Genomic DNA, 15688 nt, shown 5'->3' with positions numbered 1-15688 from the left:
ATGAATCAGGATCTAATGCATCGTATTAATTTGAGAGAATTAGGCGGTTACCCTGTGAATCAGGGTAAAAAAGTGGTAAAGACCAACCATTTGTATCGTTCGGGCGAAATTTCTGATTTGAGCCTGGAGGATATACGATATCTGCAAAATTTGGGGCTGTCTTTTATCTGTGATTTGCGTTCAAAGGAAGAACAGGAGCAGCATCCTAACCCGCCGATCGAAGGTGTGGAGATGTTCAGCAATCCGGCATTGGGCGGGGCTGTTGCCGTACAGAGCCTGGATCAGCTTCTGCCTGCTCTAATGAATCACCGCTTGACAGAGGACCCTCTCTTGGGAGTTTATAAGCAATTCGTAACGGATGAACAATCGAAACAAGCATATCGTTTGCTTATTCGCACAATCCTTCAGTCCGGGGGGCGTCCGGTACTTTGGCATTGTACGGCAGGCAAAGATCGCACTGGCTTCGCTTCGGCTATCATTCTCCTACTCCTTGATGCTCCTCTCGAGACGATTATGGAAGATTATATGAAGTCGTCTCAATATCGGCAAGAAGCTAACCGAAAATGGATAGATCAAATCAAGGAAGTAGTACAGAACCCCGAGCATGTATCCCTCATTCAAAGCTTCATGGGAATTAAGCCTGAATATTTAAGGGCTGCCATTGATGAAATAGTTCGGGTATACGGTTCTACGGACAATTATTTGCTGGAAGGTCTAGGGGTCAGCGATTTAGAGCGTGAACAACTGCAAGCCTGGTATCTAATCGAACAAGAGGCAGGCGAATAAGCGATGAAGGTATCCATGAAGACGGCCATTTCTTTCGGGATGGGAAGCCTTGGCCAAAATATGCTCTATACACTCACGGTCAGCTACTTGTTAATGTTTTATACGGATTATTTGGGCATTGCGGCTGCTTCCGCCGGTGTATTGTTATTAGTTGTAAGGGTAATTGATGCATTTGCTGACCCGTTGTTTGGCATTTTTATGGATAATACTCATACACGATGGGGGAAGTTCAGACCCTATCTGCTGTTTACTCCGGTAGTTTTGACGGTGCTGACGCTGTTTTTGTTCATGCAACCTAATCTGAGCGACCACGGCAAGCTGATCTATGCCTTTGTTACTTATGCCGTATGGAGCATAGCGTATACCTTTCTCGATGTGCCCTATTGGTCCATGACCGCCGTAATTACCGACGATCCTCGGCAACGAACCAAGGTTGTTGTCGTTCCACGCATTATGGCGATTATTGGTGCAATAGTTTCCAGTGCTTTAACGATTCCGCTGGTGAAGGCAACGGGATCATGGACTGTTCCTGCCCTTCTTTTTAGTGGGGTATGTATGCTGTGCATGTGGTTGACCTTTTTCACGGTTAAGGAAAAAATTCATACTCCTAGGAAAGAAACTTTCAAAATTGCTGCTGCATGGACCTTATTGCGCAGCAATGTACCCCTGCTTATGCTGTTACTATCCCTCTTTATTGTTGATATGACCATGAACCTACGCAGTGCCTTTTCGATCTACTATTTCAAATACGTTCTTCATAAGGAGAACTTAATCGCCCTTTATACAGCGGTTAGCATTGTGCCTATCTTGGCAGGTGCCTTCCTCTCTATCGTAGTGATGAAGAAAATAGGTAAGCGTAATACGGCAGTTGTCGGAAACATCGGATTTGGTCTGTCATATATTTTGCTGTTTTTGTTTGGGCATGGAGTGACGATGCTATTCGTATGGTCCATCCTTGGAACATTGATGATTGGTATGTCACTAATTGCCATGTCATCCATGCTTGCTGACACGGTGGAGTATGGCGAGTGGAGGACAGGAGACCGGGCAGAGGCTACCATTTTCTCGACAAATACATTTAGATCCAAGTTTGCCGATGCAATGGGCGGGTCCCTTGGAGCATTTGCTTTGGCTATGACAGGTTATGTTCCAAATCAGGCACAGTCTCCCGGTACGGTGACCTCAATCGGCTTGTTTTTCAGTGTAATTCCCGGTGTTCTTATGATTCTTGCCGCTTTGCCTTTCCTGAAATACAAGCTGACGGAGCCTTTCTATGACCAGATATTGATTGATATTAAATTGCGCCGGACAGCGGCAGACAAATCCCGGTTTGATGAGGGAGAAGGAGGCGTCATTGGTGCTTAATTATAACCTTTTACGAGGCAATCCTTTTTACTTGGACGAAGGGGATATTCAATGGGTGGAGGGTACACTTGGAGAGATGACCCTTGAGGCGAAGGTAGGACAGTTATTTTGCATGCACGGAATATCTGGGCACAGAGACATGCTGGATCGTTTCCTGGAGGATATACAGCCGGGGGGATTCATGTTTCGTCCAGAAGACAAGGAGTCCATTGCGGATGTCCATCGTTATCTTCAGGAACGGTCAACGATTCCGCTGCTGCTTGCAGCCAATCTGGAAAACGGAGGGGGCGGAATTGCCATAGACGGCACTGTATTTGCTAATAACATGCAGGTAGCAGCGACGGGTGAACCGGAGATGGCGCGGCGTCTCGGCATGATTGCGGCCCGCGAAGGCAAGGCTGTAGGCTGTAATTGGTCCTTTGCTCCTGTGGTTGATATTGACTTGAACTTCCGCAACCCGGTCACGAACACCCGCACCTTCGGTTCAAACGCCGATACGGTACTTGTCATGTCTCAGGCGTATACTGAATCGTTGCAGGCTCATGGGCTTGCAGCTTCGGTGAAGCACTTTCCAGGGGATGGGGTTGATGGTCGGGACCAACATCTGCTGACATCGGTAAACACCCTTACCATAGAGGAATGGGATACAACCTTTGGGCAGGTATACAAGGGTTTGATTGAAGAGGGGGCCAAGACGGTTATGGCTGGTCATATTCGTCTTCCCGCCTATTCAAAAAAGCTGAATCCCAAGCTGCGCGATGAAGAGATTATGCCAGCAACCCTATCCAGGGAACTATTGGTAGGTTTGCTCCGGGAACAGCTTGGCTTCCAAGGCCTAATTGTATCCGATTCAACAATGATGGCCGGATTTACGATGGCATTACCGAGAGAACAGGCGGTTCCGCAATGTATTGCAGCGGGCTGTGACATGTTTTTGTTTACACGAGATGTCAGGGAAGATATAGGTTATATGTACCAGGGCATTCAATCGGGACAGTTAACGTTGGAGAGATTGGATGAGGCGGTGACACGAATTCTAGCTTTGAAAGCCTCGCTTGGTCTTCATAAGCAGCCCCGTGAAGCGCTCGTCCCGCATAAGGGTGCATTATCCGTTATTGGATGCGCAGAGCATCGGGAGTGGGCGAAGGAGGCGGCAGACAAAGCGGTTACACTGGTGAAGGATATAGACGCTATACTGCCACTCCACCCTATCTCTACGAAGCGTGTGTTACTCGTCCCAGTTGAATCGAACAGTTCCCTATTGAAAAATGAGGGCTTCTATTCTTCAACAATCGCGGATACAATGACGAAGCATCTTAGAGAGCAGGGATTTGAGGTGACATTATTCGAACCGGGACGGCAGCAACATGCGGCGTTCATGGAAAGTGTGGAGGCAGTTCGTCAACGCACCGATCTTGTAATCTACGCCTTGAATATGCCAAGCTCTAGCCTCAAACCTTCGATTCGGCTAGAGTGGTCTGAACCCTTCATTGAGAATCTGCCATGGTTTATCCAAGAACTGCCAACGGTGTTTGTATCCTTTGCGAACCCGTATCATTTATATGATGTTCCACGAGCAAAGGTATTTATTAATGCATACTCAGCCAGCGAGGATACGGTACGAGCCGTTGTAAGTAAGCTGATAGGGGAAACCCCTTTTGAAGGCATCAGTCCGGTGGACCCGTATTGCGGAAGCTGGGACGCCCGCCTTTAATTCTGCTGAAGAGGATATCACCCAAAAAAGCCCCCTTAAACATTGGTTATTCATCCAGGCAGGAGAATAATGAATGTTGAGGGGGCGATTTATTTCAGATCCTTAATGGTTTGTTCAAAATTGCGGTGAAAACGTCTTATTTTGCAGAAGCGTAACGTTTGTTCACTTCATCCCAGTTGATTACATTCCAGAAAGCGGCGATGTAGTCAGGACGTTTGTTTTGGTAGTTCAGGTAGTAAGCGTGCTCCCATACATCCAGACCCAGAACCGGAGTCAGACCTTCGAAGAGAGGGCTGTCTTGGTTAGGTGTGCTAGTGATGGACAACTTGCCATCTTTACCAACTACGAGCCAAGCCCAGCCGGAACCGAAGCGAGTTGTAGCTGCTTTAGCGAAATCTTCTTTGAATTTATCAAAGCCACCCAGTTCGCTATCGATAGCTGCTGCGATATCGCCTGTAGGAGCGCCGCCGCCGTTAGGTCCGATGATTTCCCAGAACAGGCTGTGGTTAGCATGTCCACCACCATTGTTGCGAACCGCTGTGCGGATGCCTTCAGGTACGCTGTCAAGGTTAGCAATCAGATCTTCCAAGCTTTTTTCTTGCAGTTCAGGAGCGCTTTCCAGAGCTGCGTTCAAGTTAGTTACATAAGTATTGTGATGGCGATCGTGGTGGATTTCCATCGTTTTTGCATCGATATGTGGTTCCAGTGCGTCGTTAGCGTAAGGAAGTGCTGGTAATTGAAAAGTCATAATGAAATACCTCCTGAGATTTTAGGTTTTTTTGAAAACAGGTACATATGTAATAATACCCTTGCCACTAATATTAAACCGCATTCGAGCTAATTAAGCAACATTTTTGTTTATTAAGTCCCCCGAGGCGTTGATCTAATGATGGGCCAGAGATAACAAACATATTTTACCCTTTATGCAACTATTTATGTGTTTTCAGGCGTTTAAATAGATTAAAAGTTTAATATTCGTATGTAAACGGTTACAATTAAGCGCTTTCAAAAGAAAATGCGTGTTTTATGGAGAAAAGTATGGTTTAATTGACGAAGAAGCGGTATTTTCTCGTTTTTTGTCATTATATGAACATTGGGTTTTTGGTAAAAAGGGATTCCCTTTTTGTAAAAAACCTCATCTAAGCTAACGAAAAGGGAGATTTAAGACATGCACGTTCGTTCCTTTCAGTTGAGTGATGCAAGCCAGATGACGGAGCTTCTCCAGGTTGCACTATCGGAAGAGTGTTATGAGAACACGATGGGCCCGTTTGCCCGTCAATTGTCATGGGATTCTGACCTGATCATGGTTGCGGAAGAAGAGGGAGACCTCGTAGGCGCTTTGATCGGTACGATTGATCACAACCAGGGTTGTATCTACCGTATTGCGGTACATCCAGACTATCGTCGCCGTGGAGTCGGCAAAACACTTGTCGAGGCTATGGAACAGCGGTTCCAGCAGCGTAAAGTCAGCCAAGTATGGGTGGCGGGTGATGAGCACAACAAAGTAGCCATGCCTCTATATGAAGCAATGGGTTACGGTGCCAATCAGATTATGAGCGCTTTCCAGACTCTTAGTATTTTGTCCAAAGCTTAGTTTGCATGTTTAAAAAGAAATAAAAAAAAGATTTTCATTTCATATTAGGCATATCTCTTTAACGTGTAAGAACGTGAGGGATGTGCCTTTCTATTTATATGAGTGTTCTTCACGTCATATTCCTCTGGTTTCCTCATTTTCTGAACATGCTTCGGAGTCCCTGAATTCTATTTAAATCACCCTGACTATCCCGGCTGTATTCACGATAACCAAGGTATTGGTGCTCATAACCAATTGTTTCACTCTCCCAAATGAAGTAGACTGAAAGGGAGTATGGTTACCATGTTACAAGTTTAATTCAACTATTTAATAAATGAGGTGTCCCTTTGAATTCCAATAATCATTCAATGGAACATGTGACTTCCGAGCAACGTAATGAACCGTCAAAGCCTGAACAACCGGGGAAATTCTGGGTTGTCGAGCTGTGGGACTGGGTCAAAACGATTGTTGTTGCTTTTGTAATTATGATGCTGCTGAACCTGTTTGTGTTTAATCTGTCAATGGTCAAGGGACAGTCCATGCAGCCGACACTGGTTGAGCGAGATCGCCTTTTCGTCAACAAAATCGTATACCATCTGGGTAATCCTTCCCGATCAGATGTGATTGTACTTCGTGATCCAAGCGAAGGTGTGGAGAAGAAGGATTTTCTGGTGAAACGGATCGTTGGACTTCCGGGAGATACAATTGAAGTTAGGGATCACCATCTATATGTGAACGGCGAGCAACAAGCGGAAACGTACACCGATATTGAGGTGCAGGACCCAGATTTTGGCCCAATCACCTTGGAGCCGGATCATTTCTTCGTGATGGGGGATAATCGTCATGAAGGCAAAAGTAAGGATAGCCGAGTGTTTGGCAGTATTACATCCGACCAGATTGTAGGCAAGGCTGAATTTATTTTCTGGCCGTTTTCTGAATTGAAGAAATTGTAAAATTATTACAGGACAACAACTTCAGACTGCATTTTGCGTTAAACCATATAGAGTTGGTTCCGTTTGAATTCAAGTATGTAAGGCATATATAGAAATTAACGCCTGTCCTCTTACCGTGAGGCGGGCGTTCACTATTTACGGAATAAGTGTCGGAAGAAGAGAGGGAAGAGAAATGACGAGCGTACAGACCGGGGCAGCACAGGATGCCTCCGTATGGGAGAAGTTAAAACAGGAGATCAAGGCAGCTGGCCCCGGACTGGGCATTGATGATATCGGTTTTGCTTCGGCTGATCCCTTTGTTTCCCTGAAGTCGCTGCTGGAGCAGTCGCGGGATAAAGGGTATGCTTCAGGTTTTGAAGAGCCGGATATTGAAAAAAGGGTGCACCCCGCCTTAAAAGATGGCGAGCCCGCTTCACTTATTGCAATAGCCGTGGCATACCCATCCAAAATGGTGAATCCGCCGAAATCGGAGCCTGGTGCGTATCGAGGCATTTTTGCCCGTTCGGCTTGGGGTCAGGATTATCATCAGGTCCTGCGTGCAGCGATGGACAAGTTGGTCAATTTTATAAAGGAACGCGTACCTGAAGCCATGATCGAAAGCATGGTAGACACCGGAGCATTGGTGGATCGTGCGGTGTCCCAGCGTGCGGGGATTGGTTTTAGCGCCAAAAACTGTGCCATTATATCACCCAAATTTGGTTCATGGATTTTTCTCGGAGAACTGGTGACAAATATTCCTTTTCAACCAGACACACCTGTGACCGAGGACTGCGGTGAATGTACAAAATGTATTGATGCCTGTCCTACAGGAGCATTGGTGGGGCCGGGACAGTTGAATGCACAGCGCTGTATTTCTTTTGTAACCCAGACAAAAGGGTTCGTGGATGAAGAATTTATGCTGAAAATAGGCAACCGTCTGTACGGTTGTGACACGTGTCAGATTGTCTGTCCGAAGAACCGGGGCAAGAACTGGGATCACCATCCCGAGTTTCACCCCGATCCGGAGATTGTGAAGCCACTCCTGCTGCCGCTGCTGGACATCGGTAACCGGGAATTCAAGGAACGTTTCGGTCAGAGTTCCGCCGCTTGGCGGGGTAAAAAACCGATTCAACGCAACGCCGTTATTGCCCTGGGCAATTTCAAAGACAAAAGTGCTGTACCCAAACTTACAGAAGTATTAAAACGTGATCCGCGCCCCGAGTTGCGGGGAACTGCAGCCTGGGCGTTAAGCAGAATTGGAGGAGAAGACGCCATGAGAGCAATTGGGGAAGCTGCCGCTAACGAACAAGATGGGAACGTACTAAGCATGCTGCAGAAGGCCGAGGAGCGACTGAGTTCGTCCGAGACCTTACCCAAACAGCCACAGGCTGGGCAAGTGAGTGAGAAGCAGCCAGAGGAACAGAACAATGAGAAAAATTCCTTACGTGCGTTACAACAGGATTTGAAAATGGAAGCTGGGATTGAACCGGGTAGTGAGCAGTCTGCACAGCCTGACAAACCGGAAGCCGCAGCGTGGAAACCTTCAGCCGTTACAGGTCTTCATGGCAAGCCCGTATACTACGATGAGGTACTGACACCGATTGGTACTCTTACGTTATGCGCGACGGATGAAGGGTTGTGTCACATCGATTTTGGCGCCTTTCACGTACGCGAAGCTCATCTGCAACAATGGGCCCGCATCTGGATTGGCGAGTATCGATATGAGAAGAATGAAGAGAAGCTCAGCGAAGCTGCAAAGCAGTTAAAGGAGTATTTTGCAGGGGAGAGAAAAACGTTCGACTTGCAGCTTGATCGGCTTGGAACACCATTCCAGCTACAAGTATGGCAAGTTCTGTCCGATATATCTTATGGAGAGGCCTCATCACACCAACAGGTTGCGGAAATCATCGGCAGACCCAAGGCTGTTCGTGCAGTTCTGGACGCCATTAGCAAGAATCCGATTCCGATTATTATTCCCTGTCACCGTATCAGTGGTAAAGACGGTACCCTGGTGGGTTATGTAGGCGGTCTGCAAACCAAGGAGCAATTGCTCGCATTGGAGCAGCTATCGTAAGAGCGGGGGACGTTCATGAAGTATGTAAACGTGGAGAGCGTGGAAGCGGGGGAGCTTCTGGGCAAGACGGTATATTCCAGTAACGGCACGGTACTGCTGTCTGCCGGGGTCCAGCTCACCGTATACATGGTCAATACGCTGAAGCGTATTGGCGTGACCATGTTATACATCCAGGATGAAGCGTATAAAGATGTGGATGCAGAAGACATTCTGGATGAAACCACGAAACGGGCAATAATTAACGAAATGAGTGTCACACTCGAATCCATTCGATCCGGGAAAGACTGGAGTCCGAGGAAAGTTGCCCTCAGTATAGAAAAGTTGCTGAATGATGTACTGAACGGGCGTGAAATGCTTGTGCAGCTCACCGATATTCGTACCAAAGACAATGCACAGTATGTTCATGCGATGAATGTATGTTTGTTGTCTTCGGTCATCGGACTGAATATGGGACTCAATTATAATCAACTGAAGGACCTTGCTGTGGGTGCATTATTGCATGATATTGGCAAAGTGGGGGAACCTCCTGGCAGTGGCTCTGCTGCAAATTCTTCGCTGCATCACACATGGCGTGGATTCGAAGTGATTAAGAACAAACGGGAGTTCAGTCTGTTGGTCGCCCATACAGCCCTGCAACATCATGAGCATGTAGATGGTACAGGCATGCCGAGAGGGATCAAGGGAAGTGACATTCATCTGTTTGCGAGAATCGTTAGTGTGGCTAATATCTATGATAATCTCATTAATGGTTTATCCAAGGACAGTTTGATGCCACATGAGGCCTGTGAAGAGATGATGGCGTTGTCTGGTACAAAGCTGGATCGGGACATTCTGATTGAGTTCAACAAGAGTGTATCCGTGTATCCCAATGGTACAGCGGTACGACTGTCCACCAAAGAGACTGGAGTCATTGTGCGTCAACATCGGGGATTGCCCGGCAGACCTGTGATCAGGGTGGCACGCGGAAGTACGCGTTATTCTCTGGATGTGGTTGAAATCGATCTGGCTCAGCATACAACCGTTTTCATTGAAGCTGTCATGACGTAGCTTGTGTGCGGTTCAACTGGAAAATCCGTTTGCTCAAGGCGTGCGGAAATGCTATGATACTTTCAGGAAATCCGCTCTGTGTCAGGTTTGCAACATGTGTGTCAAACATCATGAAGTGACACGGATTATCAGGCTTTTTAGAATGCATACAGAGGTGTCTAAGAGATGGATATTGTTATACCGATTATTACATTGATTGTTGGTCTGGTCGGGGGATTTTTCATCGGGGTGTTCTACTTGCGTAAACAACTTGAGAAAATGCAAAGCAATCCGGACATGCTTCAGAAAATGGCGAAGCAAATGGGCTACAACCTGAATGGCAAGCAAATGCAGCGTGCCCAGCAGATGATGAAGAATCAGCAGCCAGGAGCGAAAATGCCTCAGCCGCAACAGCATCCTGCGCGTAAAAGTTCGGGCCGCCGAAAATAATAGCAGTGAAGTGAATAACTGCTTACCTTATTGTGGTTCGAAAGGAGGCGTTTGGCAGTGGCTGGCGTTAAAGATTATTTGAATTCAAAAGTATCCGACAATCGGGAGAAGATCGAGTATCATGTAGAGCAGATCCTGAAATTGATCGGAGAAGATAGTACACGTGAAGGGCTGCTTGAAACGCCTGCACGTGTGACCCGAATGTATGAAGAAATTTTTGGCGGATATGAAGTAGACCCGCGCGATGTGCTCGGTGTCACGTTTGACGAGAATCATGAAGAACTGGTTATCGTCAAGGATATTGTCTACTACAGTCAGTGTGAGCACCACATGGCGCCGTTTTTCGGCAAGGTGCACATTGGGTATGTACCAAGTGGCAAGATCGTTGGTCTGAGCAAAATGGCTCGTCTGGTCGAAGCAGTAACACGTCGCCTTCAAGTTCAGGAACGTATTACTTCACAGATCGCTGACATTCTGACAGAGGCCGTTGAACCTCATGGTGTTATGGTCGTTGTGGAAGGCGAGCACTTGTGCATGTGTTCCCGCGGCGTGAAGAAACCGGGAAGCAAGACGGTAACGTCTGCTGTACGTGGTTCTTTCCGTGAGAATCCGGCACAACGTGCGGAGTTCTTGTCTTTGATGAAAGATTAAGATCAGGTATGTCCACTCGCTGGACAAGCCGGATGAGTAAGTTCCTTTGGTTTTGGAAGCAGCAGTTTCTAAGCCATAGGATATGATATAAATAAGCCGTGTTCCCTGGGAACCGGCTTATTTATATATGCGTTGTCATTCCTATATACTGGATACATATGAATTCGTGAAGCCGGAGGTAATGGAACAATGAGTGTACCTTCCCATTCAGATCAACCGGTTCAGCCGGAAAAGGGACTACAGGCAGATCAACAGGCTACATTGCGTCTGCAAATCTGGGAGACACCACTCTTGCGACAAGGGAGTAGTGTACTCGAAGCTTTTGCTTGGGAAGAAGTTATGTGCAGGCGGGTTGGGGCAGGGCATCTACCTGTTGCACATATATGGAGACACCCAGATGCCTTTGTAGCGGGTCTGCGTGACCGCAGGTTGCCACAGGCTGTAGAAGCGATGGAACAGATTAGAAGCCAAGGGACGGCGGTCTGTGTTCGGCCTTCCGGTGGAGCGGCAGTACCCTTGAATCCAGGGGTAGTTAATGTGTCGCTGATTCTGCCTAATCCCGGACATGCCATCAATATTCATGATGATTTCCGAGAGATGGCTTCGATTATTGCCGAGTCGCTAACGCCGTGGTCGAATCAGGCGCAAACTGGTGAGGTTCAGGGTGCTTTTTGCCCGGGAGATTATGATGTCAGTGTAGGTGGACTAAAATTCTGTGGTATTGCCCAGCGCAGGCAGGCAAAGGCGTATATCATTACGGCTTTTATCATCGTGGACGGTCAGGGTGATCAATTGGCAGTGGATGTGCGACAATTCTATCAGCATGCAGCAGGTGGGGCGAGTGAAGGATATCCCGATGTTCAGCCTGGCACGATGGCAAGTCTGAAAGAATTGGCAGGTGTACCTTCAGCTGCGGCATATACTGCGGCTTTGGTTCGAACACTGCGCGATCGCTATCCACAGGCGGAGACCAGCAGGGTGCTTAGCGTTGGCTCTGAAGAAGTACGCCTGATAGCTGAGCAGATGAAGCTACGTTACGATTAACACTTTTTACTAGGGCTTGGAATTGGTTAATAGAGATGATATGATGTGATTTCGGAAGGAGAGTGTTAGGATGGACACATTGAGATATACGTATTTATATGAGGTTGTATCAACAGGCGAAAAATCCGAGTTCAGCCAAATGGCAACAAGCAAGGAAGAGGCTGCTGCACTGATCGTTGCACGTATAGCCGATCTGGAGTTTACAGATGAGTCTGATATCAAGCTGGGCGATCTGATCTCCATTAGCAAACAGGTTGGCGACAACTATGTGGCGTGCGAGGGCTGTGCTTCTTAAGTGAACATTTAGAAATAGGAAGTCTCTCAAAATACAAGCAAGTCTCTTTTACAGGAGGCTTGCTTTTTTGTATACACCAAAAAGAGATATCTTTCAGTCATTCGGCTGGAGATATCTCTTTTTTCTCTAATCCATCTAACCCCAAGCTTAATAAGGCGGCCACAACAACTTGCGTGCCGTTTCGTAACGCTCGGCCACAGCGGGCCAGTGGACAACATTCCACCAATCCTCGATATACTTTTTGCGTTCATTCTGATGTTTCAGATAGTAGGCATGTTCCCACACATCCAGTGGCAGGAGTGGTACGATATCGGACTGGGACAGGTTCTGGTGTTTTTCCGCCTGCAAAATCTCCAAACGATGTGCTCTCGGGCTCCAGACAAGCATCGCCCAGCCACTGCCTTCCACCTTGTTCGCGGCTTCTGTGAATTGATTCTTAAACGCTTCATAACTCCCGAAATCTCGCTTGATCTGCTCTGCGAGCATACCGGAAGGTTTGCCGCCGCCAGCAGGGTTCATAATTGTCCAGAAGATCGTATGCAGGTAGTGGCCTGCCCCGTTGAAGGCAAGTTCACGTTCCCAATGTTTGATGAGTTCAAAGTTATTCTTTTTTCGCGATTCCGCCAGCTTCTTCTCTGCTACATTTAGTCCGTCCACATAAGATTGATGGTGTTTATCATGATGGATACGCATCGTCAGCTCATCAATATGTGGCTCCAGCGCATTGTACGCATAGGGGAGAGGCGGCAGTGTGTGTCCTCCAATGGGAACCGGCTTTTCTTTTACAGGAGGTGCTGTAGAGCTGGGTGTGGCTTGTGTTGTTCCGGTAGAAGGCGTTTGAATGGTTGCGGATTGGATCTGAGCTGAAGCCGCAGGTGCATTTATATTTCCCTCTGGAGAAGTTGGAGCTTCTGAAGCTTGGCGATGGACGCTTCCTGACTCTGACGTATGCAACGCATTTTCCAGAAAAAGTGATGGCTCCGAATCCGTTTCACGCAAGATGCCCGGTTGGCCAAGCGTATCCAAAACGCCCAGAAAATACTCCGATTCGCGGATAAAATGCAGAATGAGTACTTTGGCAAGCGGTACAGCTTGCACAGCAGCACTTTGCTCCAGAAGAACATACAGCTGTTTGATGAACTCCCTCGATTGCTTACGAGCTGCCGCCACAAGTTGATCGATACAACGAACGATGTAGGGGGCTGGTGGATGGGTTGCGGGCAATAGCTGTTTTAAAAGCTGATTGGCTACTCGCTCACTGTTTGCAAAGGTAACCTCCCATTCCTCCAGTAGCTTGACGTATGGGGGCTCCAGATCAGGAACCAGGGCACGAATGACGAGTGTATGTTCTTTCTCCTGCTCTTTCCAGAAACGGATTTCCTCCAATGTCCGCAGAGGCAGCAGGTGACCATATTCATACCAGTTCATCTATGTTGAACCTCCTTCAGATGAAATTCATTGCATGCAGACCCTCTGTTCATGCGTCCCAAGAGTATATTCTCCGAGCTTGTTGTCCTATGAGTGAAAAAAAAAGAGCCCCTGAGGGCTCTGGAATCAACGAAAAGTTCGGTGATTGAAATTTGGTTATTCTCCATTATTCGTGTTTTGCACATCGTCACTGCTTGTTTTCGTTACATGACTGAGGAAAGTTGAGACACGGCGCAGATATTCCTTTGGATGCTCCCGGAAGATCAACTCATGATGCGCATCCTGGACAATCCATACATCCGAGTACGGATTGGTCTGGTTGGCGGCGAGTTGCTCCGCAATTGGATAAGGCGCCTTCTCGTCCTCTGTACCATGGATGAAGAAAATCGGGAACGGATAATCTTCCTTTTTCACTTCCTGGTATGGAATCTGTTGTAATCCGGTACCATTCAGAACAGGGAACAACAGTTTCATGATCTCCAGTGTAGGCTGACGTGGCAGATCGATCTGGTTGTGAATGTTGTGGTACAGCGTATCTGGCTCCAGCAGGAACGCACTGTCCAGAATCATTGCATCCACTTCCTTCGTAATCAGTCCGGTTTGTAACGCTGTACCGGCACCCATCGAGAAGCCCCAGACAACCAGTTCCTGCGCACCACGTTGCTTGGCGAACTGGATCGCACCGAGCAGTTGCTGTGACTCAGCTTTGCCACCTGTGGCTACAGCTTTGTTCACCTGTGAGGCGAAGCCATAATCGAACATGACCACGTTAAACCCAAGTTGATGGGCATAATGTGCCAGGTCATACATGGGTACCCATGTTTCTTCACGATTGGCACCATAGCCGTGACTGAAAATAATCGTTTTGCTTGCAGCATTGTCAGCAGGTATATACCATCCCTGCATCGTGCGGCTGCCATCCGCTGCCGGGAACGTGATGTCTTCATACTTCATGTTCTTGGCTTGCATCGGATTGGAGAAGACAGGCGCTACCGTTGGATTGGATAATACCCATGCGATATAACCATGCAGTGCAATAAAACAAAACAGTAGAAAAAATACAACGGAGAGCAGCAACGCTACGATAATATGTTTGAACCGAATCAGCCTCGGTGATAGGGAAGAGGGCAGATCGGACACTTTTGTTTGCAGCGGGGCTTCGCTCTGGGATGATTGATACATGAATGCCCCTCCTTTGAAGTTCAGTTGAAGATAACAACGACATGTAAAGAGAATTGCGTCGATTTCAGAGCCTGCTTCAGAGCGATATCTTAATGTAATATATCTTTATCGTATGTTCCAATATAGTCAAAGTCAATTGATTGAGGGCATTTGTTACGCAATTGTTATATAGTTCTTAAGATATATGGGTAACATTACCTTAGTGTGTAAATTACAGGGGATTAAGTCTTATAAAAAGGAAAAATTTACACGTTGGCCTATTTTGATTTTGGCTCTTTTTGGTTTACAGATGAGACCGTTTCTCATATAATTTATGTAACCAAGTTTCATGTGATGAAACATGAGGAGGGCATTATGCCATGGAAGATCGCAAGTTAACCGTCCGGGCTGTGGAACGGGCGCTGGATATATTATTATGTTTTACCACACGCAGTGATCTGGGACTCACCGAAATTGCCAGCCAGATTGGCCTGCACAAAAGTACAGTGCACCGTTTGATGGCTACGCTGGAGGATCGAGGGTTCGTGATCCGCGATGCAGCAACAGAGAAGTACCGACTTGGCATCCGAATCTGGGAGCTGTCAGCTCATATGTCCCGCAGTGATGATCCCGCTATTCTGCTGTTGCCTGCGATGGAGCGACTGAGAGATCGATTGGGGGAAACCGTTAGTCTGTACCTGCGTGATGGGAGTGAACGGATTCGAATTCAGGCTGTGCAAAGTGATCAGGCGATCCGCCGAGTTGCTCCCGTTGGTGTTAGACTCCCGCTGTCTGTGGGGGCTTCCAGCAAAGTCCTGATGGCGTTTGCCACGGACGAGGATCGTGAAGAACTGATGAACGGGCCGGAATGGCCGGTGTTTATTGATCCCGCGGTGTATTTAGCGCAGATGGGAGATATCCGGGATAACGGATATGCCACAAGTTACGAGGAACGTGAGCCGGGAGCTGCCGCGGTATCTGTACCGATTATGGATCGCAGAGGCAATATTGCAGCTGCGCTCTCGGTCTCAGGACCTGTCAGCCGACTTTCGCAGGAGACATTGCATGAATACGCACCTGTGTTGAAGGATGCTGCTACGCAAATGGGGCTCATGTTATCCTGATGTTGAGGTAAGTTTTTTCTCCAATAGAGTTTGATCATTTGGAATATAAAGGTTGTTTTTATGTT

At 47.4% G+C, this 15688-nt stretch carries 15 protein-coding genes; 12 read left to right on the top strand and 3 right to left on the bottom strand.

The features are described from left to right. The 3 genes from MKY28_RS22670 to MKY28_RS22660 are packed head-to-tail and all read left to right on the top strand — an operon-like array spanning nt 1 to nt 3865. Nucleotides 1-786, top strand: a complete 786-nt coding sequence (locus MKY28_RS22670) for a tyrosine-protein phosphatase (protein WP_338707710.1) — start codon at nt 1-3, stop codon at nt 784-786. A gap of 15 nt (nt 787-801) precedes the next feature. After that, complete coding sequence (locus tag MKY28_RS22665; RefSeq protein ID WP_340937084.1) at nt 802-2151, top strand: MFS transporter; 1350 nt, start codon at nt 802-804, stop codon at nt 2149-2151. Next, the gene (locus MKY28_RS22660) at nt 2144-3865 is read left to right on the top strand and encodes a glycoside hydrolase family 3 protein (RefSeq protein WP_340019170.1); all 1722 of its coding nucleotides are present in this window, start codon (nt 2144-2146) and stop codon (nt 3863-3865) included. The genes MKY28_RS22665 and MKY28_RS22660 overlap by 8 nt, the downstream gene beginning before the upstream one ends. 136 nt (nt 3866-4001) lie before the next feature. Here the strand turns inward: MKY28_RS22660 and MKY28_RS22655 are convergent, their stop codons facing one another. Next, nucleotides 4002-4613 (bottom strand): superoxide dismutase, encoded by a 612-nt coding sequence (locus MKY28_RS22655; RefSeq protein ID WP_036614138.1) that lies wholly within the window; start codon nt 4611-4613, stop codon nt 4002-4004. 420 nt (nt 4614-5033) lie between these two features. On the opposite strand from MKY28_RS22655, the gene MKY28_RS22650 reads away from it, so the two are divergent. The 8 genes from MKY28_RS22650 (at nt 5034) to MKY28_RS22615 (ending at nt 11910) form a co-directional block, all read left to right on the top strand. After that, nucleotides 5034-5459 carry a GNAT family N-acetyltransferase gene (locus tag MKY28_RS22650; protein WP_017690782.1) on the top strand — a complete coding sequence of 142 codons (426 nt, stop codon included), beginning with the start codon at nt 5034-5036 and terminating at the stop codon, nt 5457-5459. A 347-nt stretch (nt 5460-5806) separates the two neighbouring features. Then, nucleotides 5807-6391 (top strand): signal peptidase I, encoded by a 585-nt coding sequence (lepB, locus tag MKY28_RS22645; protein ID WP_340937083.1) that lies wholly within the window; start codon nt 5807-5809, stop codon nt 6389-6391. Between the two features lie 172 nt (nt 6392-6563). Next, nucleotides 6564-8444 (top strand): tRNA epoxyqueuosine(34) reductase QueG, encoded by a 1881-nt coding sequence (gene queG, locus MKY28_RS22640; RefSeq protein WP_340937082.1) that lies wholly within the window; start codon nt 6564-6566, stop codon nt 8442-8444. 15 nt (nt 8445-8459) lie between these two features. Further along, nucleotides 8460-9491: an HD-GYP domain-containing protein gene (locus tag MKY28_RS22635; RefSeq protein ID WP_017690779.1), complete on the top strand. Its 1032-nt coding sequence runs from the start codon at nt 8460-8462 to the stop codon at nt 9489-9491. Between the two features lie 165 nt (nt 9492-9656). Further along, nucleotides 9657-9920: a YneF family protein gene (locus tag MKY28_RS22630; protein WP_017690778.1), complete on the top strand. Its 264-nt coding sequence runs from the start codon at nt 9657-9659 to the stop codon at nt 9918-9920. A 57-nt stretch (nt 9921-9977) separates the two neighbouring features. Beyond that, entirely contained in the window at nt 9978-10571 is a 594-nt protein-coding gene (gene folE / locus MKY28_RS22625) for a GTP cyclohydrolase I FolE (protein ID WP_036614134.1), read from the top strand. 189 nt (nt 10572-10760) lie between these two features. Next, the gene (locus MKY28_RS22620) at nt 10761-11615 is read left to right on the top strand and encodes a lipoate--protein ligase family protein (RefSeq protein WP_340937081.1); all 855 of its coding nucleotides are present in this window, start codon (nt 10761-10763) and stop codon (nt 11613-11615) included. 70 nt (nt 11616-11685) lie between these two features. Then, the gene (locus tag MKY28_RS22615) at nt 11686-11910 is read left to right on the top strand and encodes a hypothetical protein (protein ID WP_036614132.1); all 225 of its coding nucleotides are present in this window, start codon (nt 11686-11688) and stop codon (nt 11908-11910) included. Nucleotides 11911-12057: 147 nt separating this feature from the next. On the opposite strand, the gene MKY28_RS22610 is transcribed toward MKY28_RS22615, so the two are convergent. Both MKY28_RS22610 and MKY28_RS22605 read right to left on the bottom strand, forming a co-directional pair. Beyond that, nucleotides 12058-13338: a Fe-Mn family superoxide dismutase gene (locus MKY28_RS22610; protein ID WP_340937080.1), complete on the bottom strand. Its 1281-nt coding sequence runs from the start codon at nt 13336-13338 to the stop codon at nt 12058-12060. A gap of 156 nt (nt 13339-13494) precedes the next feature. Beyond that, nucleotides 13495-14520 carry an alpha/beta hydrolase gene (locus tag MKY28_RS22605; protein ID WP_036614129.1) on the bottom strand — a complete coding sequence of 342 codons (1026 nt, stop codon included), beginning with the start codon at nt 14518-14520 and terminating at the stop codon, nt 13495-13497. Nucleotides 14521-14879: 359 nt separating this feature from the next. Between MKY28_RS22605 and MKY28_RS22600 the strand changes: the two genes are divergently transcribed. Further along, complete coding sequence (locus MKY28_RS22600; RefSeq protein ID WP_017690772.1) at nt 14880-15623, top strand: IclR family transcriptional regulator; 744 nt, start codon at nt 14880-14882, stop codon at nt 15621-15623. Nucleotides 15624-15688 lie beyond the last annotated feature (65 nt).

Source organism: Paenibacillus sp. FSL R5-0473, from assembly GCF_038004565.1.
Taxonomy (GTDB): domain Bacteria; phylum Bacillota; class Bacilli; order Paenibacillales; family Paenibacillaceae; genus Paenibacillus; species Paenibacillus amylolyticus.
The sequence above is the reverse complement of the archived record's forward strand: the minus strand, read 5'-3'. Positions and strand labels throughout refer to the sequence as shown.